Raw genomic sequence first — 24,622 nt, 5'->3', positions numbered from 1 at the left:
TATCAATCCTCAAACCGTGGCGCTTTTTCGTCCAGAAGCGCATTCACCTCGGCAACGATGGATGGAGCCGCCGTGGGGTCGGCAAAGACCGCTGCGCGCAGCGCCACGAACTCCGCACCCGTCAAGGCCACTTCCAGCGCCGATTGCGGATCGGTGCCACCCATGATGACACAGGGGATTTCGATCATCGAGGCCCACCATTCGCCGAGCGCCAGGTTCTTCGGATGCGCCTCCGGCTTGATGTCGCCTTCCAGCTTGCCGAAGAAGATATAATCCGGTCGCAGCTCGCCGATCTCCAGGGCGCCGTGCCGGTCGGCGGCGCTTCCGCCCCCGACGATCAGCTTCGGCACGAACTTTTCGACGGCTTCGGTAAGCTCGGTAATATTGCCGGCAATATGCAGCCCGTCGGCCTTGGCCCGGCCGGCCACACGGCTGTCGCCTGCAATCAACGCCGCAGCTCCCGCCGCCTGCACCACCGGCACCAGCTTTTCAGCATGTTTCTGGAAAGTGCCGTCATCCAGCCCGTATTGGGGGATGATCACCGAGGCGACATCCCCGCCCCTAAGCGCATCGGCCACGACCTTCGCCTGCTGTTCGATATCGGCAATGTCGGGAACGATGAGAACGAGGCGGCAACGATCTTCGGGCACGGTCATGCGAGCTTCCATGGTTTCGGCTTCCATCGTCAGCGATGGCGCACCGGTTCGATAGTCGTGAGTAAATCCGTTAGCTCTCTCTGACAAGGGGCAGCGGCTGAAACGGCGATCTGCGGCGCAACTCCAGGACATTCTCGCCGCCGCCGGTAAGCCTATCGCACAATATATCATGCAGCGCACAATTAACTTGCCGCCTTTTAGCGTTTGACGTAGCTTTCCGCCATGTCGATCATGGACCCTTTCGCAGCCATCGCGGATCCGAACCGGCGCTACCTGCTGGAGGAATTGCGCCGCGCACCCAAAACGGTCAACGAACTGGCGCACGGCCTGCCGATCAGCCGCCCGGCCGTTTCGCAGCATCTCAAGGCGTTGCTCGACAGCAATCTCGTTTCCGTCACCAATGAAGGCACGAAACGCATATACGCGGTCAACAGCCGCGGTTTCGACAAGCTAAATTTATGGCTGGATCAGTTCTGGTCCTGAAATCCTTGGCTTTCGCGGCTTCAGGAAAATTGCGCCAACTTCTACCTCTGACACTATGATGCTGGCGCATCCGTTTTGACGGAAATGCTCATCGATCCTGGCTGGAAAATTTTCGATCTGCCTCTGGTGCCCCCAAGATCGATGGCTTTTTTGAACTTTAAAACCGTTATGTCAGTGAACTGACGAACGCAGACGTTGGATTTCGTCCTTGACGCGCAGTTTCCTGCGTTTGATGTCGGCTATTTCCGTATCATTCATAGAGGGAGATGATAGTGCCAGATGCAGCGCCTCCTCGAGAGCGACATGTTTCTTTTCCAGCGATTCAAGATGAGCTTGAACAGTCATATGACCCTTCCTTCCTCTTTAAGGGCCCTGACCATCCATTCGCCAAGGCCCTAGGTGTCAACCCTCCCACTGTGCCATAATATCGAACCTTTGTCGAAGGCGAAAACGTGGCCTATAGGCGGCAAATTCGTGATGAAGGAGAACTTCCCGTTATCGCCGTTTGGTGATAGGAGCTTGCGGAATTCAGGAGACGGAACGAATGCGATTCCGCTATAGGCTGGGGAAATGAACATGGCCGATCAGGAACAGGCGGAAATCAGGCTGATCGTGGCGCGGCTGCGCCAGGAGCACGAGGATTATGACGCCGCAATCAATGCCATGATCCAGACGGGCTGCGATGCCCTTCGAATCCAGCGCATGAAGAAAAAGAAGCTCGTCATCAAGGACAAGCTGACCAAGCTGGAAGACCAGATCATCCCCGATATCATAGCCTGAGGAGCATAAAGCAACGATGATGACCGAAAGACCGCCTGTCGCCATCATCATGGGAAGCCAGTCCGACTGGGAAACCATGAAGAATGCCGCGGACACTCTGGAAGCGCTTGAAATCACCTATGATGCGCGCATCATCTCCGCTCATCGTACGCCCGACAGGCTGGTGAATTTCGCCAAGGGCGCGAAGGACGAAGGCTTCAAGGTCATCATCGCCGGCGCCGGCGGCGCGGCGCATCTTCCGGGTATGGCGGCATCCATGACGCCGTTGCCGGTCTTCGGCGTACCGGTGCAGTCCCGCGCGCTGTCCGGGCAGGACAGCCTTCTCTCCATCGTCCAGATGCCCGCGGGCATTCCCGTCGGGACGCTGGCGATCGGCAAGGCCGGCGCGGTCAATGCCGCCCTTCTTGCCGCCGCCGTCCTGGCGCTCGGCGATGAAGAGATCGCCGACCGTCTCGACGAATGGCGCGCCCGCCAAAGCGCTGCGGTCGCCGAATATCCGATGGACGACCTATGAGCGCGAAGACGATCGGCATCATCGGCGGCGGCCAGCTCGGCCGCATGCTGGCCATGGCGGCCGCGCGCCTGAATTTCCGCACCGTCATCATCGAGCCGCAGATGGATTGTCCCGCAGCCCAGGTCGCCAACGAACAGATTGCCGCCGCCTATGATGATCCGGCCGCTCTCGCCGAGCTGGCGAGACGCTGCGATGTCGTGACCTATGAGTTCGAGAACGTCCCGGTTTCCGCCGCCGAGGAGCTTGCCTCGCGAGTAACGGTCTATCCGCCGCCGAAGGCGCTGGAGATGGCGCAGGACCGGCTGACCGAGAAGCGGTTCATCAATGGTTGCGGCATTCCGACCGCCCGTTTCCACGCCGTCGACAGCCAGGCCGATCTTGAAAAGGCGCTGGCGGATTTCGGCGGACAAGGCGTGCTGAAAACCCGCCGCCTCGGTTACGATGGCAAGGGGCAACGCGTCTATCGCTCCGCCGCCGACTGCCCGGAAGGCGGCTATGCGGCTTTAGGCAACGTGCCGCTCATCCTCGAGAGCTTCGTATCCTTCGAGCGCGAGATTTCCATCATCGCGGCGCGCGGGGTCGATGGAACGGTCGCCTGCTACGATCCAGCCGAAAACATCCATCGCAGCGGTATCCTTCATACCTCCACGCTGCCGGCCAAAATTTCCGCGCAAACGGCGATCGCCGCGCGCGAGGCGGCAGAGAAGATTTTGACGGCGCTCGGCTATGTCGGCGTCATCGGCATCGAATTCTTTGCGCTCGCCGACGGCAGCCTGATCGCCAATGAGATGGCGCCGCGCGTACATAATTCAGGTCACTGGACGGAGGCCGCCTGCGTCATCTCGCAGTTCGAGCAGCATATCCGCGCCGTCGCCGGCCTGCCGCTCGGAAATCCCACGCGTCATTCGGATTGCGTCATGACGAATCTGATCGGTGACGACATCGAGGCATTGCCGGAATGGCTTCGCCTTGACGATACGCTGGTGCACCTCTATGGCAAGACCGAAGCACGGCCGGGCCGCAAGATGGGCCATGTCACACAGCTTCTACGCTGAGAGGCGTGGGAAAAAGCCCCTGACATGGTTGACAGGCCCGGTATGACAGGGTATTTGCTCCCCACCCTAAAGAGCGCGCCCCGAGCGCGCTTTTGATTGTTAAAGATACGGGCGAATGTGACATTCCCCCTCGAACATCGCGGATCAGAAAAATGAAGATCAAGAATTCGCTCAAGTCGCTCAAGGCGCGTCACCGTGACAACCGTCTGGTCCGCCGCAAGGGCCGCATCTACATCATCAACAAGCTGAACCCGCGCTACAAGGCTCGTCAGGGCTGATATAGCGCGCGGCTCGATCCCATGGATCGAGCACTCAGTTTTAGTTGATCGCATCAAATTTGGTTTGATCTTCGACATTGGCGGGCTACTATGCCCGCCATGCGCGTTTTTGCTTTGTCATATCTAGCTCTGCCGATTCTGCTTGCTCTGACGGCCTCCGCGCCCCCTGCGGCGTTGGCGGATGAACCGGGCATAGTGGAGAAGAAGGATCCCGGTAATCCCTCCGGCAGCCTGTCGCCGAAGCAGCAGCTCGACAATCTCTTCACGGCGCTGAAGCGCCAGCGCGATCCCGATCAGGCAAGCCTGATCGCAGATCAGATCAACACTGAGCTCAGCGATTCCGGCAGTGCCACGATCAATCTCCTGATGCAATGGGCCGACAAGGCCATTCAGGACAAGCGCAATGCCGCCGCCATGGATTATCTCGATCAGGTGATCTCGCTGAAACCCGACTATGTCGAAGGCTGGAACAGGCGCGCGACGCTGAATTTCGCCATCGGCGACTATCGCAAGTCCATGGAGGATATCAATCAGGTCCTCCGGATAGAGCCGCGCCATTTCGGCGCGCTGGCCGGCATGGCGGCGATCCTGACCGAACGCGGCAATGATGCGCTCGCCCTCAGGGCATGGGAGCGCTTTCTGGAAGTATATCCGGCGAATCGGTCGGCTCAGGAAGAAGCCGCCAAGCTCTCGGAAAAGGTTGCCGGCAGCCGCACCTGATATCACGGCCGCAAACGCTCTTCCTTTCGTCGAAGCCGAGTTGGAGGGGATGAAAAAGCCGCGAAACTGCGCTAGATTAGTGTCTTACGATATTTGATCCGTGCTGCAATGTTCGATTCTCTTCTCGCTGCCATTGTCATGCTTCTTGTCGTTGCCGCGGGCTTTTCCGCCTACAAAACGCGTGCCATCGAGCAGACCTATCCCAATATCGGCGAACTTACTGATATCGGCGGCTACCGCCTGAACGCCGTGCATCTGCCGCGACCGACGACGGCGGACTTGCCGGCTCTTGTCTTCATCCACGGCGCCAGCGGCAATCTGCGCGATCAGTTCGAAGCCTTTGCGGCACCTTTAAGCGGCCGCGCTGAAATGCTGTTCGTCGATCGGCCCGGTCACGGCTATTCCGAGCGCGGGACGGCCGAAAATGCCCTCCCCTCCGGCCAAGCCGACGCCATCGCCAAACTGATGGACGGGCGCGGCATCAAGAGTGCCATCATCATCGGTCATTCCTTCGGCGGCGCGATAGCTGCGGCCTTCGGCATGCGTCATCCCGAAAAGACGGAAGGGCTGCTCTTCCTCGCTCCGGCGACTCACCCCTGGCCCGGCGGCGTCGACTGGTACTATACGCTCGCCGCCATGCCGGTCTTCGGCTGGCTCTTCACCCAGCTCTTCGTCATTCCGATCGGCCTGCGCCGGGTTGATACCGGTACGCTCAACATCTTCCATCCGAATGCGCGGCCGGCGGACTATATCATGAAGACAGCGCCGGAACTCGTGTTGCGGCCACAGACCTTCCGCAACAATGCAATCGACGTGGTCAATCTCTTTGCCTATGTCTCGACCCATGCGACGCGCTACAGCGAGATCACGGCGCCCACCATCATCATTACCGGCGACAGCGACGATATCGTCCTGGAGAAATTGCATTCGCGCGGGCTTGCGCGGGATATCGCGGGTGCGGAACTCATCACAATCCGCAATCTCGGCCACAAGCCCGATTATGTGACCACGGATGTTGCGATCGCAGCCATCGAACGGCTGGCGGGCCAGCCGCGCGATTTACGGATACTGGCAACCCAGGCTGAAATCCGTATCGCCGGCCTGACGGGAGAATCTTCCGAATCCAGCGCCGGATCTCAGGCCGTGACGACATCATGAGCCGGCGCATCCTCGAATATCCGGCTCTGCGGTACGGCGCCGACGGTCTGTCGCACGGCCTGCAGCATGATCGATGCCAGTCGTTCCGTCGCCGGGCTCGACTCGGCCTCGGCGCGATGCAGCACCAGATCCAGCTTCGGCAAGGCTGGCAAACCGGCCTCCCCCGGCGCCAGTTGCCGCACTTTACCCGGCAAGCCCAGCGGGGTGCGCAGCGCCAGGCCGAGGCCCGCCGCTGTTGCTGCCCAAAGGCCTCCCAGGCTCGGGCTGACGAAGGATATCCGCCAGCCGATGCCTGCGCGATCGAGCGTCTTCGTGGCGATCGTCCGCAGCAGACAGGGTGCCTCCAGCGAGGCCAGCGGCATAACCTCGCCGCTGCCGGCATGCCAATTCACCGCACCATTCGCCGGACCAACCCAGCAGACCGGCACTTCCGCAATGCGATCACAATGAGCAGTACGAAAGCCGTCGCTCCAGGCAAGCGCCAGATCGAGCTTGCCTGACGTCACTCGCTCCACAAGCTCCGCATTGCGCACGACACGCGCCTCGATGCGCACCTTTGGATGGGCGCGCGCGAAACGTCCAAGCACTTCGGGCAGCAGCGTTTCCCCGAAATCCTCCTGCAACCCCAACCGCACCCATCCCTCGAGCTCCGTCCCATGCAGCGCCGTGGCTGCCTCATCGTTCAGATCCAGCAGCCGTCGCGCATAGCCGAGCATCGTTTCGCCGGCCTCCGTCAGCGCCAGTCCTCGCCCTGCCTTGCGGAAGATCGGCATTCCCGCCTGCTCCTCCAGCTTCTTGAGCTGGGCGCTGATTGCCGAGGTCGAACGCCCGAGCCTGTCAGCCGCCTTGGCGTAACTGCCGAGATCCATGCCGGTGACGAAGCTGCGCAGTACATCGAGATCGAAGATAATCTTCCGCATGGATAACTGTCCATATTTTTAGGACTATAAATCCTGAATTATCTGATTTTCGGGATGATTATCTGCTGGCATTCTATGCTCGTCAAGTGACACGGAAACAGGAGCAATCCCATGCCATTCACCCGCATCACCCTTCAGCGCGGCAAGTCGCCGGAATATCTCAAGGCACTGTCGGACAATTTCCACCGCGCCATGGTAGAGGCCTTCGATGTGCCGCCAACCGATCGTTTCCAGGCCATTCATCAGCTGGAGCCGTATGAGCTCGTCTTCGATCGAACCTATTTCGCCAGCACTCCACGCTCGGACGATTACGTCTTCTTTGATGTCACGATCGGCAAGCCGCGCGGCACGGAGGTCAAGAAGGCCTTTTATCGCCGCGTCGCCGAGCTGCTTGGAGACGCGCCTGGTGTCCGCCCGGAGGACATCATGATCACCATCACGACGGCAGCGCGCGAGGACTGGTCCTTTTCCGATGGCCGCGCGCAGATGATCGAGCAGGCCTGAGAGCGATGCCTCAAACGACGTCCCGAGAATCACCCGTCATCCACCGTGCCGGCACGAATATGCGTCTCTCGCCCGAGGGCATCGCCACCGCTTCGTTCTGGGTCGAGTCGCTCGTGGAGAACAGTGAGAATGGCGGCCTGACCGCCATGCGCTGCGCCCTTGAGCCTGGCGTCATGACGCGCTGGCATAAGCATCCGCACGGACAGATCCTCTATGTCCTGTCCGGCATCGGGCTTGCCGAACGGTTCGGCGGCCCGGCTGAGGAACTTCGGGCTGGCGACTGCATCAGCTTCGCGCCGAACGAGCGCCATCGGCACGGCGCGGCAGCGAAAAGCACCTTTTCCTATATCAGTATCCAGGCGGCGCAGGATGGCAGCGCCGTGACCTGGCTGGAGGAATGAGCAATGATCGCCATGCAGTATAATTTCCCCCTGCCCGCGGATTACGACATGGCGATCATCGATCGCCGCATCCGCGACAAGGGTCCCCTGCTCGACAATCTCCCGGGCCTGAAGTTCAAGGCCTATCTCACCGCAAGAAAGGGCGATGCGGTGACGGCAAGCTGGGAAAATCTCTATGCGCCGTTCTACGTCTGGCAGCAGGAAGAAGGCCTGAGCGACTTCGTCTGCGGCCCCGGCTTCGTGGCCCTGACCGAGAGCTTCGGCCGTCCCCAGGTCAATACTTGGGTCGTCTGGCGCGCCGATACCTCGGCGGATATTCGCAACGCCAGCTTCGCCACGCGTGAGGTGGCCGCAATCGATCCCAACGCATCGCTCGCCGAACTCCGGAAAGAAGAGAGCGAAGCCGCAACACAAGCCATATCGAATGGCGGCGCCCTCGCCTCGGTCGTTGCCTTCGAACCGACCCACTGGACGCTGGTGCGCTTCCGCCTGCTGGCCGAGCCGCCGAAAGATCCGACTCGATCCGGTGTGCAGACCTACAATGTCGGGCATCTCTCGCTGCCCGGTATTGCCTGAAGTGTCATGGGGACAATCTCCTTGTTTCAAAGGGAAGCCGGTCGCTTTATGGATGGAAAGCCTCTCGAAATCAAAAGAGTGATCCCTCCATGGTCGATATTGCAATGATCGAAGCCGCCCGCACCCGCCTCGGCGGCCGGGCACGGCGCACGCCGCTTCTCTCCTCGCCCTTTCTCGATGAGATTGCCGGGCGCCGCCTGTTCGTGAAGGCCGAGTGCCTGCAGCATTCCGGTTCCTTCAAGTTTCGCGGCGGCTGGTCGGCGGTCTCTGCGCTGGAGCCGTCCGTCCGCGCCAGGGGCGTCATCGCCTTCTCGTCCGGCAACCATGCGCAGGGCGTGGCGCTGGCCGCAAAGCTGCACGGCATCCCCTCGGTCATCGTCATGCCGGTGGATGCTCCGAAGCTGAAGATTGCCAATACCCGCGCCTTCGGCGCCGAGGTCGTGCTCTACGATCGCGTCAAGGAAGATCGCGACGAGATTGGCGCACACATTTCAAAGGAGCGTGGGCTGACGCTCATCAAGCCCTTCGACGAGCCGCAGGTGATCGCCGGCCAGGGAACGACGGGACTGGAAATCGCCGAACAGGCTGCCGAGGAAGGCATCGATGCCGCAAGCGTGCTCGTCCCCTGCGGCGGTGGCGGCCTGACCTCGGGCATTGCACTGGCGCTCGAATCCCGCGCGCCGGGTTTCAAGGTGCGCCCGTGCGAACCGGAAAATTTCGACGATACCGCCCGTTCGCTGGTCACGGGCAAGATCGAACGCAATGCCGCGCTGCAGGGCTCGATCTGCGACGCCATCATCAGCCCGCAGCCCGGCGACATCACTTTTCCGATCCTGAAACGCCTCTGCGGCCCCGGCCTCGTCGTCACCGATGAGGAAGCGCAAAGGGCCATGGCGCTCGCCTTCACCCGTCTGAAGATCGCGGTGGAACCGGGCGGCGCCGTCGCCCTGGCCGCAGCACTCTTCCATGGCGGGGATATCGACGGCGATACGGTGATCGCCGTCACGTCAGGCGGCAATGTCGACCAGGATGTCTTCGAAGCGGCGTTGAGCCGTCGTTAAATCAATTGACGGCGCGACGGTAGAGCGCCAGCGATCCGGCAAGAGCCAGTAGCGCGCCGCCACAGACGCGCTCGAGCCATTTCGCCCCTTCCGATTTCAGGACGCGGACGGCCTGGGAGCCGAACACCGCGTAGCCGAACATGATCGTGAAATCGAGCGCGGCGAAGATGGTGCCCAGAACGACGTATTGCTGCAGCTGCGGCGCGGCCGGTTCGATGAACTGCGGCAGGAAGGCCGAGAAGAAGAGATAGCCTTTGGGATTGGTCACGGCGACCATGAAGCTCTTCAGGCCGATGGCAAAGGCTGTTCCCTTCGGCTGGTTCGCGCTCGCCTGCAAGGCGCCATCGATGCTTCCCTTCGAGCGCAGCATCATGATGCCGAGAAAAGCGAGATAGGCAGCCCCCACCCATTTCAGCGCCGAGAACCAGAATTCCGACGCCGCAAGCAGAGCGCCAAGGCCGATGGCGACGGCACTGATCAGAACGGCATCGGACAGAACAGCACCGACCATGCCCGGCAAGGCACGCCGGACGCCGAAGCGCGAGCCGTTGGTCAACGCCAGAAGCACGGTCGGCCCCGGCGTCGCGATACCGATAAAGGAAACGGCGGCAAAGGCGAGCAGTGTGGTGAGATGCATGGGTCCCTCCTCTTGGCGAGAGGAAGGTTGCATGCGGTGGGGTACTTAGCAAGGGGTTGCTTGATGGAGGCTTTGAGTATGCCGCACTTCTGATACCCCCCTCGCACTCAGTCACCGATGGTTACATAGTTACCTCACCAACCCGGCATCCTTAGCGGCCAATGCGCCGATGGCCGACCAGTCCAGCTCCTCGCCGCCATGGGCGAGCAACGTCAGGAACCGGTCGCGCAGTAGGCTGGCAAGCGGCAACGGCACGTTGAGCGCCTCGCCGGCGGCGAGCGCCAGTCGGATATCCTTTTGGCCGAGCGGCGCGGTGAAGCCTGCCGGTTGGAACTTGCGATCGGCGATCAGCCCGCCATAGGTCTTGTAGACCGGCGCATTGAAGAGCGTCGACGTCAGCAGATCGAGATAGGCGTGCCGGTCGACGCCGCCCTTTTCCACCAGCGCCATGGCCTCGCCGAGCGACTCGATGACGGCGGCGATGAGGAAATTGCCGCTGAGCTTGACGAGATTGGCGGCCTTCGGCTCCTCGCCGAGCACGAAAGTACGCTGACCAATCGCCTCGAAGAGCGGTGCGACCGACTGGACGGCATCGGGCGCACCCGCTGCGGCAACGAACAGCTTCGCCGCGGCAGCAGCTTCCGGACGGCCGAAAACGGGTGCTGCCACGAAGCGCTGGCCTGCGGCGGTGTGTTCCTTTGTCAGTCGTTCGGACATCGCCACGCTGATCGTGCTTGCGGAGATATGGACCGCACCCTTGCCAAGGCTCTTGAGAACGCCGCCATCGCCGTGAACGACGGCGGACAGCGCCTCGTCATGGGCAAGCATGGTGAAGACGGCCTCGCCGCCGCAGGCTTCCGCCACGTTCACGGCAACCTTAGCACCTTCGCCGGCCAAAGCCTCGGCCTTGTCCCGTGAGCGATTGTAGACCGTCACCTCATGCCTGGCCTTGACGAGATTGACCGCCATGGCGCTGCCCATGTGACCCAATCCGATAAATCCGACTTTCATTGGCATATCTCCTTCTCAATCCGCCTGCCCTGGGGGTGATCGCAGGCGCTTCGGCTACAAGAAAAAACCCGCCGTCTTGCGACAGCGGGTTTCGGATATTTCAGGGTGCTGCCGTGACCGGATGTCGGCAATCACACGCCGGACTGGCCGTCCGAACCGATATACGCAATGCGCAGCATGTTGGTGGCGCCGGGCGTACCGAGCGGCACGCCTGCCGAAATGATGATGCGGTCGCCCGGCTTGCCGAAGCCTTCTTCGGCGACGATGCGGCAGGCATTGTTGACCATGTCGTCGAGGTCGGTCGCATCGTGCGTGACCACACAGTGCATGCCCCATACGACGGAAAGGCGACGCGCCGTCTGGATGATCGGCGACAGCGCCAGGATCGGAACCTGCGGGCGCTCGCGCGAGGCGCGCAGGCCTGTCGTGCCCGACGAGGTGTAGCAAACAATCGCGGCGAGCTTCAGTGTTTCGGCGATCTGGCGGGCGGCCAGCGAGATCGCATCGGCGCCGGTCGCTTCTGGAAGCGCGCGCTGGGCGTAGATGATGCCCGGATAATGCGGCTCGCGCTCGATGGTGCCGGCGATCGAGGCCATCATGGAGACAGATTCGACCGGATAGTCGCCGGATGCGGATTCTGCCGAGAGCATAACGGCATCGGCGCCTTCGAAGACGGCGGTTGCGACGTCGGAGACTTCGGCGCGGGTCGGAACCGGCGCGGAGATCATCGATTCCAGCATCTGCGTGGCGACGACCACCGGCTTGCCGGAGCGACGGCAGGCGCGGATCAGCTGCTTCTGAATGCCGGGAACGGCTTCCAGCGGCATTTCCACGCCGAGGTCGCCGCGGGCCACCATCAGCGCATCCGAAAGCTCGATGATTTCCTCGATGCGCTCGACGGCCTGCGGCTTCTCGATCTTCGACATCAGGCCGACACGGCCATGGGAGATCTTGCGGACCTCAATCAGGTCTTCGGGGCGCTGAATGAAGGAGAGCGCCACCCAGTCGACTTCGTTGGTGGCGAGAACAGCATCGAGGTCGACGCGGTCCTTGTCGGTCAGCGCGCCGACACCGAGCAGCGTATCGGGCAGGCTGACGCCCTTGCGGTCCGAAATCTTCGTGCCCGAAATGACCGTCGTGACGATGCTCTTGCCGTCGCACTTCTCGGCGCGCAGAGCCAGCTTGCCGTCGTCGATCAACAGGCGATGGCCGGGCTGGACCGATTCCAGAATTTCCGGATGCGGCAGGAACACCCGCGTGTTGTCGCCGGGCGTATCCTGATTGTCGAGCGTAAACGTCTGGCCGGGCTTGAGATCGACCTTGCCTTCGGCAAACTTGCCGACGCGCAGCTTGGGACCCTGCAAGTCGGCGAGAATACCGATCGGACGACCACAGCGGGCTTCGACGGCGCGAATGCGCTGGATCAACGTGCGCATCAGATCATGGCTGGCATGGCTCATGTTGATGCGGAACAGATCTGCTCCGGCCTCATGGAGCTTCTGGATCATTTCCTCCGAAGAGGAGGCCGGACCGAGCGTTGCGAGGATTTTGACTTTGCGGTTGCGTCTCATCAATTCTGGCTTTCCTGGCTGCCCGAGGTATCGGAGAGCTGAACCATCCAGCTCGCCTGACGCCCCGTGTCGTATTCCTTGAACCCCATCTTTTGGTAGCCACGAGCGTAGCAGTCCTTCACGCCTGGGATTTTGAATTCATTTTCCGCCACGCACATTTCGACGTCGCCCGTCCAGCGGCCGCCGCGAGCCGCATCTTCTGCGTAGAGATAATAATAGCGGGATTGAAGCGGCCCCTCGATCAGCGTGGCGCAGGTGGTCGCCGGAACCTGCCACCATCCCTCCGTCACCCAGCCATCCTTTGCGCGATAGCCGATCGCGACACCGACGAGATTCTGCGTGCCGTTGCAAACGCGGAAGTCGGCATGAGCCGCATTTGGCATGAAGAAGAACGGCGCGGCAGCGGCGAGAATGAGGAAGGCGATTCGGGCGAGCGGACCTGACCGCTTAACGAAACGTGGCGCGACTTGGCTGGACACGGCTTCCAATTGGCTCCCGGTTATTCGTTGTTGCGTCTTCTTGCGCCGCCATCCCATGAATGTCAACGCAACTCTAATCGATTATATTTTCTTCACGGATGGTGACGGCGCCTCGCACCGCTCCCATCCGATCGAAGCTGCAAACCTTGCACCTTCCATCCTCACATGCAATCAAACAAAGAGTTGAAAATTTCGATAACCGACAATCCGCATGATCGACTTCAGACCGTTCGAAATTATATCCGGCAATCGTGACAAAGGCATGGTCATTCTCGGCGATCATGCCATGCGGCATCTGCCCGAGCGCTATGGCAGCCTCGGCCTGCCGGAAACCGCCTTCTCCCGCCACATTGCCTATGATATCGGCATCGAAAACCTGTGCCGCCATCTCTGCGAGCGCTTGGGCGTGCCGGGTGTGCTCGGCGGTTTCTCCCGCCTGCTGATCGACCCGAACCGCGGCGAGGACGACCCGACCCTGATCATGAAGATCTCGGACGGGGCGATCATCCCGGGCAATCACCCGATCACGGACCAAGAGTGGAACCACCGCATCGAAGCCTTCCATCGTCCGTACCACAATGCCGTTGACGGGACGATTTCCGCTGTGGCTGCAATAACGGGCAAGGCACCTCTGGTATTCTCGATGCACTCCTTCACGCCGGCATGGAAGGGCGTTCCTCGGCCCTGGCATGCGAGCGTGCTCTGGGATAGCGACGATCGCGCCGTCGTGCCGCTTCTTGCAAAACTCGGCGCCGATACCAATCTCGTTATCGGAGACAATGAACCTTACGACGGCGCCCTGCGTAACGACACCATGTTCCGGCATTGCATGATGAAAGGCATTCCGCACGCGCTGCTGGAGGTCCGGCAGGATCTGATCGGCGACGAGGCCGGCATTGCCGAATGGGTCGACCGGCTGACGCCGATCTTCGCCGAGATCAATGCCGATCCGGCCCTGCACCACTATAAACGCTATGCTTCGCGCACCGGTCCTTACGAGGCATGAGGCCGCGAGCGAACCGAGGAGAAAAACATGTCCACGCTTACCAGGGAACAAGAGACCGAGCTCGAGGCCGCCGCCTTCCGCCGTCTCGTGGCGCACCTGCGCGAACGCGGCGACGTTCAGAACATTGACCTGATGAACCTCGCCGGCTTCTGCCGCAACTGTCTCTCCAATTGGTATCGCGAAGCGGCCGAGGAAGCGGGCCTGGCCGTCAGCAAGGACGAGTCGCGCGAAATCATCTACGGCATGCCCTATGAGGATTGGAAAAACCTGCACCAGAAAGAAGCTTCGCCTGTGCAAAAAGCCGCTTTCGAGCAGAACAAGCCAAAAGATTAACTCTCCCTTCACCAATCCGGCTTGACCTTACGCGCCATTCGCGGCACGTCAACTGCCCGATCGAATTCGAAATACCCCGCAGGCCCCGAAGCGATTTACCGTATCGGTGATCCACCGATCTTAGTTGCGACCGGCCGCAAGCGATCCTTTGAGACCCTTTAGGAGAAGTGCATGGAAGAGAACAGCGTCGAGAACGTGGCCGCGGCGGAACTGCGTCAATTCATCGAGCGGATCGAGCGCCTGGAAGAAGAAAAGGCCGCGATCGGTAGCGACATCAAGGATGTGATGGGCGAGGCCAAGGGCCGCGGTTACGACACCAAGGCGATCCGCACCATCATCCGCCTTCGCAAGAAGGACGCGAATGAACGTCTGGAAGAAGAATCCATCCTGCAGACCTACATGGCCGCACTCGGCATGGAATAATAAAGGCAGTCATCAGCCTTGCAAGACGATCGGGAGCCGGCTTGCCGGCTCCCTTCTTTTATCTCCGGAAAGAAGGCCTCACTCGCCAAACAGCCGGTCGATCAAGGCGGCAGTACTGCCTTGCCAGAGTTCGCCCTTGCCGGTTCCCGACCAGAGAGACAGGAAATCCGGCAACCCCTTTGCCGTCGATGCGCCACGCATATCGCGCGTGAACTTATTCTGCGCCGGGAAGGGAAGAATGGCGTCCGGTTTGCCATCCATCTCATCCATGAAGCGATTTTCGATGCCGCGTGCAAAACGGCCCGAAAAGGCGCGTGTCGTCCGCGTCCTGCGCTCCGACGCTTCGAGAAGCTTCCTGCGATAGGGTGCCGATGTTCCGGCTTCCGCGCAGGCGAGAAACGCCGTGCCCATCTGGACGGCCTGCGCTCCCGCCTGCAACGCCGCGCGAATATCGCCTGAGGTCATGATGCCGCCGGCTGCGATCAGCGGCACGCGAATGGTGCCGGCGCATTGCGCCAGGAGATCGCGCATCCCGATTTCCGGATCCGCTGCCCCGGCATCGAAAATGCCGCGATGGCCGCCCGCTTCGAAGCCCTGCAGCACGATTGCATCCACGCCGCCGTCTTCCAGCGCCCTCGCCTCCTCGAGCGTCGTCGCCGTTCCGATCAGCGGGATACCGACCTTTTTCGCCTCGCGGACATGCTCGGCGGAGAGCAGACCGAAGACGAAGCTGAAGCACGCCGGCTTGACGCGCAGAACGGCTTCGAACTGCACGTCGAAATCCTCCTCATAAGGGGCCCCAAGCCGCGGCGGAGGCAGCTCCAATTCCTGTCGATAGCGAGCAGTCGCCTCGGCTGCGCGCGCGAGCCGGTCTGCTGCAACGTCGGGGATCGAATGCGGAATGAAAAGATTGATCGAAAACGGCTTGTCGGTTCGCTGGCGCACCTGATCCGCAAAAGCCTCGATGGCCGCGGCATTGGAATAGGCGCCTCCCATGGCGCCGAGCGCGCCCGCGGCCGACGCAGCCGCCGTGAGCTCCACCGATGAAGGGCCGCCGGCCATCGGCGCGACGATCAGCGGGTGCTTCAAACCGAGTTGGCGAAAGAGATTGCTGTCCGTGGCAGCCGGCATATCCGTCTTCCTTTCCGGAGTGTCTGTTTCCGTCTCAATGCAACATAGGTGCGGGCGCGACGCTTGCCTAGGATTGGTCGAGAGCCGATGTACGGGCCTCGATGGCTACAACCACGGACATCATGTCAAGCCGTCCGTTGCCAAGTTCCACACTCTCTCCATAAAGCATGCGGCAGAGGTCGAGAACCGGCGACGCCATGCCGGCGGCGCGTGCCGCCTCGGCGATCAGGCTTGTGCTGTTGAATGCGTCGGCGGTTGCGGCCTGCACTGAAAAATCCCTGGCGATGAGCTTCGGAATTTTCACGCGCGTCAGGTCGCTCGCCATGGGGCCGGAATCGATGGCAGCCTGGAAGGTTGTGAGATCGAGCCCGTTTCTCTCGGCAAAATGCGCCGCCTCGGCGAGCCCCGCCAACATCGTGCAAAGATAGAGATTGACGGTCAGCTTCATCAGCAGCGCATTGCCGACGGGACCGCAGACAATCGTTTCACGGCACATGAGCGCAAGCAGCGGCCGCACCTCCGCGACCGTCTCGGCGTCGCCGCCGAGCAGCGCGACGAGCTGTGCCGTCTCCGCAGGCTTCCGCGAGCCCGAAACCGGCGCCTCGACATAGCGCCCGCCTGCAGCAAGAATATCGGCGGCAAGGCCACGCGAATAGTCGGGTGGATTGCTTCCCATCGAAACCACGATGTGCCCGGCAAGCAGCCTGGCAAAGCCCGGCGTCCCGCGTTGCAGAACCTCATCCAGCACCGTTTCGTTGACGAGCATTAGGATGACGATGCGCGTGCGCGTAAACACCCCCTCGACGCTCGCCGCCACGGCCGCACCGGCTTCGCGCAGCGGATCGGCCGCTGCCGGCGAGCGGTTCCAGACCACGAGTTTCGCGCCGGCTTTTGCAAGATTGAGGGCCATTGGCTGCCCCATGACTCCGAGACCGACAAAACCGATCTCCTCGCCCGGCTCGTCGCCGGGGCGTTCACTGACGTTGGTCATCATAACGACTCCGATATTCCGGGTGACGATGCGATCTCGTGTCAGAGCCGGCGGGAGAGCTTACGTGCCTTTCCCGCCGGATATCGGTCTATCATCCGCTCAGAACAGGCGGTCCAGCCACTCATGCTTGTCGGGCGCGCGGCCGAACTGGATGTCGGTCAGTGCGGCCTTCAGGCGCAGGGTCGTTGGGCCGGCATTGCCGTCGCCGATGGTGAAGCCGTAGTTGCGGCCCTTCAGCTTGCCGATCGGCGTCACGACAGCCGCCGTGCCGCAGGCAAAAGCTTCGCTCAGGCGCCCGCTCTCGACATCTGCCTGCCACTGCTCGATGGAATAGGGCTCTTCGCGCACGGTGAGGCCCACGTCGCGCCCGAGCTTGATCAGCGAGTCGCGGGTGATGCCCGGCAGGATCGTGCCGCCGAGCGGTGGCGTCTGCAGCGAACCGTCCTTGAAGACGAAGAAGATGTTCATGCCGCCAAGCTCTTCGATCCAGCGCTTTTCGACGGCATCGAGGAACACGACCTGATCGCAACCTTCACGCTGGCCTTCGGCAAGCGCGGAAAGGCTTGCGGCATAATTGCCGCCGCACTTGGCAGCACCGGTACCGCCCGGGGCCGCACGCGTGAAATTCTCGGACAGCCAAAGCGTAACAGCCGACGCACCGCCCTTGAAATAGGAAGCGACGGGAGAGGCGATGACGCAATAGAGGTAGTCGGTGGCCGGTCGCGTACCGAGCGCGGCTTCCGAGCCGATCATGAACGGCCGGAGATAGAGCGATGCGCCCTCGGCGGTCGGGATCCATTCGCGATCGATCTTGACCAGCTCGCGGACGGACTCGACAAACAGATCCTCAGGCAAGGTCGGCATCGCCAGCCGCTCGGCCGAATTGTGGAAGCGCCGTGCGTTGGCGCTCGGGCGGAAGAGCGCAGCGCCGCCGTCGGGCAGGTGATAGGCCTTCATGCCTTCGAAGATTTCCTGCGCGTAGTGCAGCACTACAGTCGCCGGATCGAGAGCCAGCGCCTTGCGCGGCTCGATCTTGGCGCCATGCCAGCCGCGGTCCTGCGAATAGCGGATCGTCACCATGTGATCGGTGAATACGCGGCCGAAACCCGGATTTTGCAGCAGCGCTTCGCGCTCGCTGGCCGTTGCGGGGTTCGGATTTTTCTCGATGGCGAAGGTTAACGTGTCGCCGTTGCTCATGGCTCCTCCAATGCTTCATTTATTGCGGCTTTCGCCGCCCATCTCCCGAAGGATGGTTTAAATCAAATCGGGTGGTATTTGATTGCGTTTACGCCTGTTCCTGCGCAAGTTTAAGAGTGATTTTCAGAAATTTATGAGGCAAACCGTCATTTCCCGCCCGCCCCTCCTCTCAGCTTCCCGTCACAGTGCTTTCGCGACGGCTTTAGCGGCAGCGGCGCCGGTCTCATAGGCACCATGAGCGGTCGAATATCGCGGCCTCGAACAGGCTTCTCCAGCAAAGAACAACCGATCGTCGCGGGCGGCGGCCAGTACCCCACGGAGATCGGATGCGCCGGGTGTCGCATAGGAATAGGATCCGCCGACAAAGGGCTCACCAGCCCAGGCAGACATGATGAGGGGCGACAGTTTCGCGCCGGCATCCGAACCGAAGACACGCTTTAGCTGCTCCACCGAAAAAGCAAACATCGCCTCCATGCCTTGCCGTTCCAGATCAAGCGCGAGATCGCCGGCAAAATAGGCTTCGATGACAGGCGCGCCGAACGGCTTCAACTGATAGGCGCCTGTCCGGTGGCTGTGCTGCGATCCCATGACATGCGTATCGTCGGGAAACATATCCGGCTCGGCAATGCGAATGAAAAGCTTGTTTGCCAGCCCGAGCGGCAGGCGCGACGCGGCCTCGATCTTCTCCGGCAGCGGCGGCCAGAAGGCGATGCGTTCGGCAGCGAGCACATTGGTGGAAGCGGTGACGATAACGGCCCTTGCCCGCAGATCGCCCTTGCTCGTGGAAAGCACGACATGGCCGGCGCCGCTATGGTCGATGCGACGGACCTCGACGCCAACGACGGTCGGCACCGGCAGGCCATAGGTCGCAACCAGCGTTCCGTAGCCCTGCCGCACCCGCCAATCCGGGCCAGGACCGGGATCATAGCGGCCAAGATCGATCACCGAGGACTTGTCGAGCTCTCCTCCGGTCATGAACGCCCCGACGGCATGAATCCGTTCACTCCACGGATCGTCAGGCGCAACCAGGGTCGAAAGATCCGCATCATCCGCGCCTTCATAGGCGTAGGCGCGTTCGAAAAATCGGTTCACAGCTGCCCCGGCAGCCTTTACCTCGGGATCGTCTTGTTCGAGCCGATGTCCGCCATCGCTCCAGGGCGCGGGCGTGCGATCGACGGTCAGGCCGATCTCTTCAGCGATCCTGGTCCAGGCATTGGTTCGCGCGCCATGCAGCCAGCCGCAGCCGAGATCGAGCGCGACCCCATCCGCACCGAACGGATGGATTGTGCGAGCACGACCGCCGACCCGATCAGAGGCTTCCAGCAATAGGATGGAGAGATCCGGGCGAAGCAGCTGCAATTGCCGGGCAGCGCCCACACCGGCGGCTCCCGCACCGATGACGGCAACGTCGACCTCGCCGCCTTTCCAGGACACGATGGGCATTCCAATTCCTTTTCGCGCAAGCGCCGGAAAGCGACCCAGCCGCGCGACGGTGGACGATACGAGGCCCGCCAATCCGCCAGCGCGAGCCATCACCTTCATCTGTAGCTGACCTCGAAGTGGCGTGTAAACGGGCGCGGCGCCAGCGATACCAAGACGGCGATACCAAATTGCCGCATTGAGCTGAAACGGCGAATGTCGTACGTGCTTCATCCAGACAGACATGGAGAGGGATCGTGCGCAAGCGGGTCTTCGCAACAACGCAATGGCCGGTGCGTATTCTATGCGCCGTTGCGCTGATATCCCTCGGCCCCTGCTCTGCCTGGACACCTAGTTTTGGAGGCACCGATGCCGACACAGCTCAATAAGACGGCGGCAGGCCGCCGTGCCACGTTCAAGCCTCGCCGGCAGATGCCGATGTTCACGAAAGAATGGTCCATTCCGGCGATTCTCACCGTTTTTCTGCTCGGTGTCTGCGGCCTGATCGCCTATTTCACATGGACCCTCATGCCGCCGGCAACGACGGTGCGGAACCATCTCGGCGGCCCCATCACGCTCAGCGACATCAATGGCCACCCCCTCGCGGATCCCGCTCCCGTATCGAAAAAGCAGCCATAACCGGTGCTGCCGCGATTCACCGCATTTCCAGGAAAAGTGCGGTTTTCCGTCCGGAATGCGTTCGGAATAAGAAGATGGAGCGTTTTCGCGATTCGAAGAAAAGCGAAAAACCTCTAGTGGCAGCCTGCTATCCGACGATGCACTTCTTGACGAAATGCATCCAGCTGTCGTTGCGCCGGATCGTTGCGCGCGGCAAGCCGAACGGGTCGTTGCCCGGCCGCGCCCGGCCGCGCCGGGTCGTCGTCGCGGCACTATAGCCCGCCTCATAGGTCAACACGCGATCAAGCGGCGTTTCGTCGCCATAGGGGAAGCAAAAAGACGAGATACCCTCGTCGAGCAAATCTTCCAGCAGCTCGCGCGAATGCGTGATCTGGCGGCGCGCTTCCTCCATCGGCAATCGCGGGAGCCGCACATGATCGAGCGTGTGCGATCCCACCTCGTGCCCCAGACTGTGCCAGTGGCGCAGCTGCTCCACCGACATGCAGGGCGCATGCCCTAGACCGATGGGCGTATCCCAAACGTTGCTGCCGCCGATCTGGTTCACCACCACGAAATTCGTGGCCGTGAAGCCGAACTCCTGCAACACAGGCAAGGCATTCTCATAGACATTGGCATAGCTGTCATCGAAGGTGATAGCGGCGACCTTGCCGGCCTTTTCGCCCCGGATGTAGGGCATTGCCTCACGCAGCGTCATGCCCTGGATGCCAAGCCGTTTCAGCCACGCCATCTGGCGATGGAAGGCTTCGGGATGAACGACCATGCTTCTGAACGGCGCCTGGCGCGAGGGCGGCACCGCAATCTGATGATAGGCGAGGATTGGAATGGTCACGATATGGCGTCTCGGATGAAGCGGCGCGAATGGAAGACGATTTTCGCGCGATAGAGTGGCCGCAACACCTCTCTCGAAAGCCGCTCGGCCAATGTCTTGTGGCTCTTGATGGTACTGCCGCCAAGTTGCGGCGAAATTTCATGCACACCGCCCGGCAGGACCGCCAGCGGGGATACGCGGGTGAACCAGCTCATCTGCACGGTCGTATCCACGGGCCGATCAAAAATCGATGTCGCCTCCAGCAGACGGATGGCAGCATCTCGACTGACGAGCTGCGCCACCATGCCGAGACCGATCCGGGTCGGCTGGATGACATTGGTCTCCCCCTCGGACAGAACGCACTTGCCATGCTCCTTACCCATGCGGAATGGGAAACGAATGAACGAACCCGGCTTCAGGCAAGCCTTGGCTGCGGCAAAGGCAACCCGGAACGCATCATCGATTTCGACGTCATCCTCGAAGACAAGGCCGGCATCGATACCCTGCTCGACAATAGCGGCCCATGCCTTGCGGTGCGACAGGAAACAAGCGATTTCGCCAATGCTCATTGCAAAGGGATAGTACGGCTTCTGCAGTCGGCGGCGATAGACGCGCTCGACCTCGCCGACCGACAGGACGCGTCCGTCAACCGCTTCGATGATTTCGCTTGGCACCGGAAGCCTGGCGGCAAGCCGCTCGACCTGGGGCATGCGGTCGCGAGCCCGCTCCAGATGAATGATGAAGCCGCGAATGACGGGTTGCCTCGGCTCGTCCAGTCTGGTGCCGACGGGATTGGATGCATGATCGAACTCGAATCCCGCATGAGATCTTTCGAGCGGCATCGCCGAAGACGGGTTGAATTCGTAGGTTTGCATTGAGAATACCTCGGTCAATTTCGCGAGGCTCTAGCAACCGTGAATGAAAGCGGGCTTAGGCAAACCTGAGCCGAAACTGAAAACGGTTGTTTTCAACCGATCTGAACAACTGAAAGGAGGTTAGGCAAGCAGACTGATGCGCCCGCTCGCCATCTTGTCGTCGATCCAGCGGCGCTCATCCAGCCAGGCATGACGCTTCCATCCTTCCCAGCTGAAGCCGCACAGCTTCACGTCCCACTCGTCGGCGGGCAACCGCGACAGGGCATAGCGGATGCCGAAAAAGCCGGTGCTCGGAAAAAGTTGGCGCATCCGGCATTCGGTCACGCCAAGCTCCGCACAGCCTTCGATATAGAATTGCGGCGGCATGATGCGGATCTCCTTGCCGGCGGCGCCGACGAGTTCGATCGTCCGCATCGTCCAGTCGCTTCTCCTGCCTTTCAGTCGCGAAAGGAAATTGGGCTTGGGGTGATACTTGCTGATGATGACGGGATGGTAGGCAAGCACGACCTCCTTTGCGGCCTTGAAGGTAGCGCTGGTCAGGAAAGTCGGATCCGTCAGTCGGCGTTGCATCGGCTTGCTGGAGGCTGCAAGCATGAGAATATCGGTGCGCGATCCGCTCATGCCGATCGACGCCTTCGGCTCGTTGAAGCGCATCGTAAAATCCGCCCCGTCCACGATCTCCGAGAGATCGCGCTGCAGCTTGCCATTGCCGATGATGATTGCCGTCTTTCGGTTCAAACGCGGATATCCAGCCTTGCAAAGACTGCCGCCCTAATCGCACTCAATGAGGCCAAGATGAATAAAATCTGACGTGAACCTGAAAGCAGATGCGGTGTCACCGGCAAGCAACAGCCACGGGCCGTCATCGACATTTCAGCCAGAACGCGCAGATCCCATGACGAATAGTTCCAGACCGCGTCTCAGCCCCGCCCGCCATATGCAAAGGGAGCCTAAACGGCTCCCGCAAACTGCATAGAACAGGAACTCAGCCTATTCGACCGAATTGAACTTCTTCACCTGAAGGAAATTCACGGCGGATCCGCTGAAACGTTCCGGATCGATCGATGCCGTCTGCATCTTGAAGCCATCCGTGTAGACGGCGGTCGGCTGGGCACGCAGCGTCGGGCTGACGAAACGCGGCGCCTTGACCGGGCGATTGACGATCTCGACACGGGCCTTTGCGATCGCCCACTGCGAAATCATCTTCTCCGTCAGGCTCGGCGCGGTCGTCACCGTAGCCCGGCCGGCATCGGCCTCGGCCGCATCCTGCCTGCTCGGCCGCGAGCCCTTGGTCGCGATGCCAGCGGCAATCGGACGCTCCTGCGGGGTCGCAGTATCGAAACTATCGTTGAAACGACGGCTGCTGGCTTTGAGCTCGTTGCGGATCGGCGCGAGCGCCGCCACCTGCATCGGCATCTGCTGCGCCGGTCTCTGCTGTGGCAGAACCGAAGCAATCGCCTGGGCGGCACCGTTCCCGCCCGCAGCCCCCTCGTTGACGGGCGCGATCTGGTCTTTCGACGCAACATCGTTAAGCGGCGGCGCGACCGCAGCATTCGCATCGGATCGATCGGGACGGCTTTGCTCGAGAGCAGCAACGACCGAGGGCGAAAGCGCGGCGACATCGGCCTGATCGTCGAGCGCTTCCTGGTCCGCATCACTGGATGCCAAAAGATTCTCGGCGAGTTCGGGGCGTTGTGCCGGCACGGGTACGGAAGCGACCTGGCCCTTCATGTCAGCCTCGGCAGAGGCCAGTTCGGCATCGCCAGGCGCACGCCGATCGAGCAAGGCCGGAACGGGTACGTGATAGGAACGAAGATCGGCATATTGGGGCTGATCGTCGGTATCAGGCATTGCGGCGGCAAGCGCGTCCTGCGCGGCGTTACGCGACGGCGAGACAAGCGCGGACGCAACATCGCTGCCCGCAGGCTGATTGCCGAAGGCCGGACGAACCTGCGGAACCGGAGCGTTTACGCTTGCAACCTGAACCTGGGCCGGAGCTTGAACCGGAGCGGCGCTATCGTCACCCTCGTCGCTTGCGGGCAGAGCCGGCTGACCCTTACGGGCAGCCGAAGCGACGGCCACCGGTGCTGCCGCTGTGCCGCTTTCCGCATTATCCTCTTCCTCATCCGCACCGCCGCCGCCAAACAGGCGGGCAAAGAAGCCACGCCGCGGCGACGAGGAACTGGCGATCTGGATATCGTCTGACGACATGCGGCGCTTGTAATCGGCAACTGCCTGCTGGTAGCCCGGCAGCGGCCGGCCATCAGCCGGAATATGCATGGTCTTGCCGTCCGGGAACAGGCGGACGAGATCCTGGCGATCCATGCGCGGCCAGGCGCGCACGCCGCCGACATCCATATGGACAAAGGGGGAGCCGGAGGTCGGATAGTAGCCGACGCCGCCCACCTGCAGCTTCATGCCGATTTCGCGCAACTTGGAAAGCTTGACGTCCGGAAGATAGAAATCCATCGCGTTGCCGAGCATGTGCTGGCTCTTCTTGGCAACGCCCGTATGGGCCGTGCGTGTGCGCAGCATCTCGTTGGTGCCTGGAGACCGGAAACCGCAGATCACGTAGATGAATTCGTGCGATCCGCTTTCGCGGTAGGCTTCCCAGATGAGGTCGAACAGGCGCGGATTCATCTTGGTCGGCTGATTCTTGCGCCAGTCGCGCAGGATGCGATTCAGCTTCTCCAGACCGTCCGGATCGAACTTGCCGTTGCGCTTGTAGGTGATGACGGCCTTTTCGCCGGTATGGACGTAGTAGATCTTGAGGCTGCGGGTTTCGCCGCCGGCCTGCGAGGGAGTGCCGACGAAAACTGGGGTGGAAACGGCCAAAGCAAGGAGGCCAACGGCTGCAACCTTGGCCACCTTGCGAAATAAGTCAGAGCACGCAGAATGCCAGCTCAAGCTTTTAGGCTTGGTATTTCCACTCAAATTCGGCAATTCGATCCCCGTCCGACAGACAATGTCGCATCGTGTTCCAAATGGCTGTCAAT

30 protein-coding genes are annotated in these 24,622 nt (G+C 61.4%); 15 read left to right on the top strand and 15 right to left on the bottom strand.

Annotation, left to right across the window (positions count from 1 at the left end):
* Positions 1-2: 2 nt before the first annotated feature.
* On the bottom strand, positions 3-656 hold the full coding sequence (locus HGP16_RS01235; RefSeq protein WP_168838208.1) for a thiamine phosphate synthase: 654 nt from the start codon (positions 654-656) through the stop codon (positions 3-5).
* Positions 657-878: 222 nt separating this feature from the next.
* On the opposite strand from HGP16_RS01235, the gene HGP16_RS01230 reads away from it, so the two are divergent.
* Positions 879-1,139, top strand: a complete 261-nt coding sequence (locus HGP16_RS01230; protein ID WP_168838207.1) for an ArsR/SmtB family transcription factor — start codon at positions 879-881, stop codon at positions 1,137-1,139.
* A 171-nt stretch (positions 1,140-1,310) separates the two neighbouring features.
* Here HGP16_RS01230 and HGP16_RS01225 read toward each other — a convergent pair whose 3' ends face one another.
* Complete coding sequence (locus HGP16_RS01225) at positions 1,311-1,484, bottom strand: YdcH family protein (protein WP_168838206.1); 174 nt, start codon at positions 1,482-1,484, stop codon at positions 1,311-1,313.
* Positions 1,485-1,715: 231 nt separating this feature from the next.
* On the opposite strand from HGP16_RS01225, the gene HGP16_RS01220 reads away from it, so the two are divergent.
* The 6 genes from HGP16_RS01220 to HGP16_RS01195 all read left to right on the top strand — a co-directional run bounded on the left by HGP16_RS01220 (position 1,716) and on the right by HGP16_RS01195 (position 5,644).
* Complete coding sequence (locus tag HGP16_RS01220) at positions 1,716-1,919, top strand: YdcH family protein (RefSeq protein ID WP_075851912.1); 204 nt, start codon at positions 1,716-1,718, stop codon at positions 1,917-1,919.
* Positions 1,920-1,938: 19 nt separating this feature from the next.
* Positions 1,939-2,433: a 5-(carboxyamino)imidazole ribonucleotide mutase gene (gene purE, locus HGP16_RS01215; protein WP_069613329.1), complete on the top strand. Its 495-nt coding sequence runs from the start codon at positions 1,939-1,941 to the stop codon at positions 2,431-2,433.
* Positions 2,430-3,488, top strand: a complete 1,059-nt coding sequence (locus HGP16_RS01210; protein WP_168838205.1) for a 5-(carboxyamino)imidazole ribonucleotide synthase — start codon at positions 2,430-2,432, stop codon at positions 3,486-3,488. The genes purE and HGP16_RS01210 overlap by 4 nt, the downstream gene beginning before the upstream one ends.
* Before the next feature lie 152 nt (positions 3,489-3,640).
* On the top strand, positions 3,641-3,766 hold the full coding sequence (ykgO, locus tag HGP16_RS01205; protein WP_003582204.1) for a type B 50S ribosomal protein L36: 126 nt from the start codon (positions 3,641-3,643) through the stop codon (positions 3,764-3,766).
* 90 nt (positions 3,767-3,856) lie between these two features.
* Positions 3,857-4,486: a hypothetical protein gene (locus HGP16_RS01200; RefSeq protein ID WP_168838204.1), complete on the top strand. Its 630-nt coding sequence runs from the start codon at positions 3,857-3,859 to the stop codon at positions 4,484-4,486.
* A gap of 108 nt (positions 4,487-4,594) precedes the next feature.
* The gene (locus HGP16_RS01195; protein ID WP_168838203.1) at positions 4,595-5,644 is read left to right on the top strand and encodes an alpha/beta fold hydrolase; all 1,050 of its coding nucleotides are present in this window, start codon (positions 4,595-4,597) and stop codon (positions 5,642-5,644) included.
* Here HGP16_RS01195 and HGP16_RS01190 read toward each other — a convergent pair.
* Positions 5,623-6,564, bottom strand: a complete 942-nt coding sequence (locus tag HGP16_RS01190) for a LysR substrate-binding domain-containing protein (RefSeq protein WP_168838202.1) — start codon at positions 6,562-6,564, stop codon at positions 5,623-5,625. The genes HGP16_RS01195 and HGP16_RS01190 overlap by 22 nt on opposite strands.
* 111 nt (positions 6,565-6,675) lie before the next feature.
* Here HGP16_RS01190 and HGP16_RS01185 point away from each other — a divergent pair, with 111 nt between their 5' ends.
* The 4 genes from HGP16_RS01185 (at position 6,676) to HGP16_RS01170 (ending at position 9,106) form a co-directional block, all read left to right on the top strand.
* Positions 6,676-7,068 (top strand): tautomerase family protein, encoded by a 393-nt coding sequence (locus HGP16_RS01185; protein ID WP_168838201.1) that lies wholly within the window; start codon positions 6,676-6,678, stop codon positions 7,066-7,068.
* A 5-nt stretch (positions 7,069-7,073) separates the two neighbouring features.
* Positions 7,074-7,469, top strand: a complete 396-nt coding sequence (locus tag HGP16_RS01180) for a cupin domain-containing protein (RefSeq protein ID WP_168838200.1) — start codon at positions 7,074-7,076, stop codon at positions 7,467-7,469.
* 3 nt (positions 7,470-7,472) lie between these two features.
* On the top strand, positions 7,473-8,045 hold the full coding sequence (locus tag HGP16_RS01175; protein ID WP_168838199.1) for a DUF4865 family protein: 573 nt from the start codon (positions 7,473-7,475) through the stop codon (positions 8,043-8,045).
* A gap of 89 nt (positions 8,046-8,134) precedes the next feature.
* Positions 8,135-9,106, top strand: a complete 972-nt coding sequence (locus HGP16_RS01170) for a threonine/serine dehydratase (protein WP_168838198.1) — start codon at positions 8,135-8,137, stop codon at positions 9,104-9,106.
* Between the two features lies 1 nt (position 9,107).
* Here the strand turns inward: HGP16_RS01170 and HGP16_RS01165 are convergent, their stop codons facing one another.
* From HGP16_RS01165 to HGP16_RS01150, 4 genes are all read right to left on the bottom strand, one after another.
* Positions 9,108-9,743, bottom strand: coding sequence for a LysE family translocator (locus HGP16_RS01165; RefSeq protein ID WP_168838197.1), 636 nt, complete (start codon positions 9,741-9,743; stop codon positions 9,108-9,110).
* Between the two features lie 129 nt (positions 9,744-9,872).
* Positions 9,873-10,754 (bottom strand): NAD(P)-dependent oxidoreductase, encoded by an 882-nt coding sequence (locus tag HGP16_RS01160; RefSeq protein ID WP_168838196.1) that lies wholly within the window; start codon positions 10,752-10,754, stop codon positions 9,873-9,875.
* Between the two features lie 131 nt (positions 10,755-10,885).
* Positions 10,886-12,325, bottom strand: a complete 1,440-nt coding sequence (gene pyk, locus HGP16_RS01155) for a pyruvate kinase (RefSeq protein WP_168838195.1) — start codon at positions 12,323-12,325, stop codon at positions 10,886-10,888.
* Entirely contained in the window at positions 12,325-12,813 is a 489-nt protein-coding gene (locus tag HGP16_RS01150; protein WP_112343349.1) for a DUF1036 domain-containing protein, read from the bottom strand. The genes pyk and HGP16_RS01150 overlap by 1 nt, the downstream gene beginning before the upstream one ends.
* A gap of 202 nt (positions 12,814-13,015) precedes the next feature.
* Between HGP16_RS01150 and HGP16_RS01145 the strand changes: the two genes are divergently transcribed.
* The 3 genes from HGP16_RS01145 (at position 13,016) to HGP16_RS01135 (ending at position 14,566) form a co-directional block, all read left to right on the top strand.
* Complete coding sequence (locus HGP16_RS01145) at positions 13,016-13,810, top strand: N-formylglutamate amidohydrolase (RefSeq protein WP_168838194.1); 795 nt, start codon at positions 13,016-13,018, stop codon at positions 13,808-13,810.
* Positions 13,811-13,837: 27 nt separating this feature from the next.
* Positions 13,838-14,143 carry a DUF1244 domain-containing protein gene (locus tag HGP16_RS01140; RefSeq protein ID WP_168838193.1) on the top strand — a complete coding sequence of 102 codons (306 nt, stop codon included), beginning with the start codon at positions 13,838-13,840 and terminating at the stop codon, positions 14,141-14,143.
* A gap of 171 nt (positions 14,144-14,314) precedes the next feature.
* On the top strand, positions 14,315-14,566 hold the full coding sequence (locus HGP16_RS01135; protein ID WP_015341059.1) for a DUF2312 domain-containing protein: 252 nt from the start codon (positions 14,315-14,317) through the stop codon (positions 14,564-14,566).
* A 78-nt stretch (positions 14,567-14,644) separates the two neighbouring features.
* On the opposite strand, the gene HGP16_RS01130 is transcribed toward HGP16_RS01135, so the two are convergent.
* From HGP16_RS01130 to HGP16_RS01115, 4 genes are all read right to left on the bottom strand, one after another.
* Positions 14,645-15,697 (bottom strand): nitronate monooxygenase family protein, encoded by a 1,053-nt coding sequence (locus HGP16_RS01130; RefSeq protein WP_168838192.1) that lies wholly within the window; start codon positions 15,695-15,697, stop codon positions 14,645-14,647.
* Positions 15,698-15,764: 67 nt separating this feature from the next.
* Positions 15,765-16,691 carry an NAD(P)-dependent oxidoreductase gene (locus HGP16_RS01125; RefSeq protein ID WP_168838191.1) on the bottom strand — a complete coding sequence of 309 codons (927 nt, stop codon included), beginning with the start codon at positions 16,689-16,691 and terminating at the stop codon, positions 15,765-15,767.
* 96 nt (positions 16,692-16,787) lie between these two features.
* A complete protein-coding gene (locus HGP16_RS01120; RefSeq protein WP_168838190.1) occupies positions 16,788-17,885 on the bottom strand; it encodes a branched-chain amino acid aminotransferase in 1,098 nt (365 codons plus the stop codon).
* 180 nt (positions 17,886-18,065) lie between these two features.
* Positions 18,066-19,328 (bottom strand): NAD(P)/FAD-dependent oxidoreductase, encoded by a 1,263-nt coding sequence (locus HGP16_RS01115; RefSeq protein ID WP_168838585.1) that lies wholly within the window; start codon positions 19,326-19,328, stop codon positions 18,066-18,068.
* Between the two features lie 345 nt (positions 19,329-19,673).
* On the opposite strand from HGP16_RS01115, the gene HGP16_RS01110 reads away from it, so the two are divergent.
* Positions 19,674-19,943: a hypothetical protein gene (locus HGP16_RS01110; protein ID WP_168838189.1), complete on the top strand. Its 270-nt coding sequence runs from the start codon at positions 19,674-19,676 to the stop codon at positions 19,941-19,943.
* Between the two features lie 127 nt (positions 19,944-20,070).
* On the opposite strand, the gene HGP16_RS01105 is transcribed toward HGP16_RS01110, so the two are convergent.
* The 4 genes from HGP16_RS01105 to HGP16_RS01090 all read right to left on the bottom strand — a co-directional run bounded on the left by HGP16_RS01105 (position 20,071) and on the right by HGP16_RS01090 (position 24,569).
* Positions 20,071-20,772 carry a polysaccharide deacetylase family protein gene (locus tag HGP16_RS01105; protein WP_168838188.1) on the bottom strand — a complete coding sequence of 234 codons (702 nt, stop codon included), beginning with the start codon at positions 20,770-20,772 and terminating at the stop codon, positions 20,071-20,073.
* The gene (locus HGP16_RS01100; RefSeq protein WP_168838187.1) at positions 20,769-21,626 is read right to left on the bottom strand and encodes a glycosyltransferase family 25 protein; all 858 of its coding nucleotides are present in this window, start codon (positions 21,624-21,626) and stop codon (positions 20,769-20,771) included. The genes HGP16_RS01105 and HGP16_RS01100 overlap by 4 nt, the downstream gene beginning before the upstream one ends.
* 120 nt (positions 21,627-21,746) lie before the next feature.
* The gene (locus HGP16_RS01095) at positions 21,747-22,364 is read right to left on the bottom strand and encodes a hypothetical protein (RefSeq protein WP_168838186.1); all 618 of its coding nucleotides are present in this window, start codon (positions 22,362-22,364) and stop codon (positions 21,747-21,749) included.
* 252 nt (positions 22,365-22,616) lie between these two features.
* Positions 22,617-24,569: a DUF882 domain-containing protein gene (locus HGP16_RS01090; RefSeq protein WP_168838185.1), complete on the bottom strand. Its 1,953-nt coding sequence runs from the start codon at positions 24,567-24,569 to the stop codon at positions 22,617-22,619.
* Between the last annotated feature and the right edge of the window lie 53 nt (positions 24,570-24,622).

Origin of the sequence: Rhizobium sp. P40RR-XXII (genome assembly GCF_012641405.1) — a bacterium.
Classification (GTDB): domain Bacteria; phylum Pseudomonadota; class Alphaproteobacteria; order Rhizobiales; family Rhizobiaceae; genus Rhizobium.
The sequence above is the reverse complement of the archived record's forward strand: the minus strand, read 5'-3'. Positions and strand labels throughout refer to the sequence as shown.

Coding starts and splice junctions, on each gene's coding strand:
- HGP16_RS01165 (WP_168838197.1), bottom strand. CDS start 9,743: ATGCATCTCACCACACTGCTCGCCTTTGCCGCCGTTTCCTTTATCGGT.
- HGP16_RS01235 (WP_168838208.1), bottom strand. CDS start 656: ATGACCGTGCCCGAAGATCGTTGCCGCCTCGTTCTCATCGTTCCCGAC.
- HGP16_RS01230 (WP_168838207.1), top strand. CDS start 879: ATGTCGATCATGGACCCTTTCGCAGCCATCGCGGATCCGAACCGGCGC.
- HGP16_RS01130 (WP_168838192.1), bottom strand. CDS start 15,697: ATGCCGGCTGCCACGGACAGCAATCTCTTTCGCCAACTCGGTTTGAAG.
- HGP16_RS01100 (WP_168838187.1), bottom strand. CDS start 21,626: ATGCAAACCTACGAATTCAACCCGTCTTCGGCGATGCCGCTCGAAAGA.
- HGP16_RS01200 (WP_168838204.1), top strand. CDS start 3,857: ATGCCCGCCATGCGCGTTTTTGCTTTGTCATATCTAGCTCTGCCGATT.
- HGP16_RS01225 (WP_168838206.1), bottom strand. CDS start 1,484: ATGACTGTTCAAGCTCATCTTGAATCGCTGGAAAAGAAACATGTCGCT.
- HGP16_RS01115 (WP_168838585.1), bottom strand. CDS start 19,328: ATGCCCATCGTGTCCTGGAAAGGCGGCGAGGTCGACGTTGCCGTCATC.
- HGP16_RS01125 (WP_168838191.1), bottom strand. CDS start 16,691: ATGATGACCAACGTCAGTGAACGCCCCGGCGACGAGCCGGGCGAGGAG.
- HGP16_RS01190 (WP_168838202.1), bottom strand. CDS start 6,564: ATGCGGAAGATTATCTTCGATCTCGATGTACTGCGCAGCTTCGTCACC.
- HGP16_RS01180 (WP_168838200.1), top strand. CDS start 7,074: ATGCCTCAAACGACGTCCCGAGAATCACCCGTCATCCACCGTGCCGGC.
- HGP16_RS01135 (WP_015341059.1), top strand. CDS start 14,315: ATGGAAGAGAACAGCGTCGAGAACGTGGCCGCGGCGGAACTGCGTCAA.
- HGP16_RS01110 (WP_168838189.1), top strand. CDS start 19,674: ATGCCGACACAGCTCAATAAGACGGCGGCAGGCCGCCGTGCCACGTTC.
- HGP16_RS01220 (WP_075851912.1), top strand. CDS start 1,716: ATGGCCGATCAGGAACAGGCGGAAATCAGGCTGATCGTGGCGCGGCTG.
- HGP16_RS01175 (WP_168838199.1), top strand. CDS start 7,473: ATGATCGCCATGCAGTATAATTTCCCCCTGCCCGCGGATTACGACATG.
- HGP16_RS01120 (WP_168838190.1), bottom strand. CDS start 17,885: ATGAGCAACGGCGACACGTTAACCTTCGCCATCGAGAAAAATCCGAAC.
- HGP16_RS01145 (WP_168838194.1), top strand. CDS start 13,016: ATGATCGACTTCAGACCGTTCGAAATTATATCCGGCAATCGTGACAAA.
- HGP16_RS01195 (WP_168838203.1), top strand. CDS start 4,595: ATGTTCGATTCTCTTCTCGCTGCCATTGTCATGCTTCTTGTCGTTGCC.
- HGP16_RS01160 (WP_168838196.1), bottom strand. CDS start 10,754: ATGAAAGTCGGATTTATCGGATTGGGTCACATGGGCAGCGCCATGGCG.
- pyk (WP_168838195.1), bottom strand. CDS start 12,325: ATGAGACGCAACCGCAAAGTCAAAATCCTCGCAACGCTCGGTCCGGCC.
- purE (WP_069613329.1), top strand. CDS start 1,939: ATGACCGAAAGACCGCCTGTCGCCATCATCATGGGAAGCCAGTCCGAC.
- HGP16_RS01210 (WP_168838205.1), top strand. CDS start 2,430: ATGAGCGCGAAGACGATCGGCATCATCGGCGGCGGCCAGCTCGGCCGC.
- HGP16_RS01185 (WP_168838201.1), top strand. CDS start 6,676: ATGCCATTCACCCGCATCACCCTTCAGCGCGGCAAGTCGCCGGAATAT.
- ykgO (WP_003582204.1), top strand. CDS start 3,641: ATGAAGATCAAGAATTCGCTCAAGTCGCTCAAGGCGCGTCACCGTGAC.
- HGP16_RS01140 (WP_168838193.1), top strand. CDS start 13,838: ATGTCCACGCTTACCAGGGAACAAGAGACCGAGCTCGAGGCCGCCGCC.
- HGP16_RS01170 (WP_168838198.1), top strand. CDS start 8,135: ATGGTCGATATTGCAATGATCGAAGCCGCCCGCACCCGCCTCGGCGGC.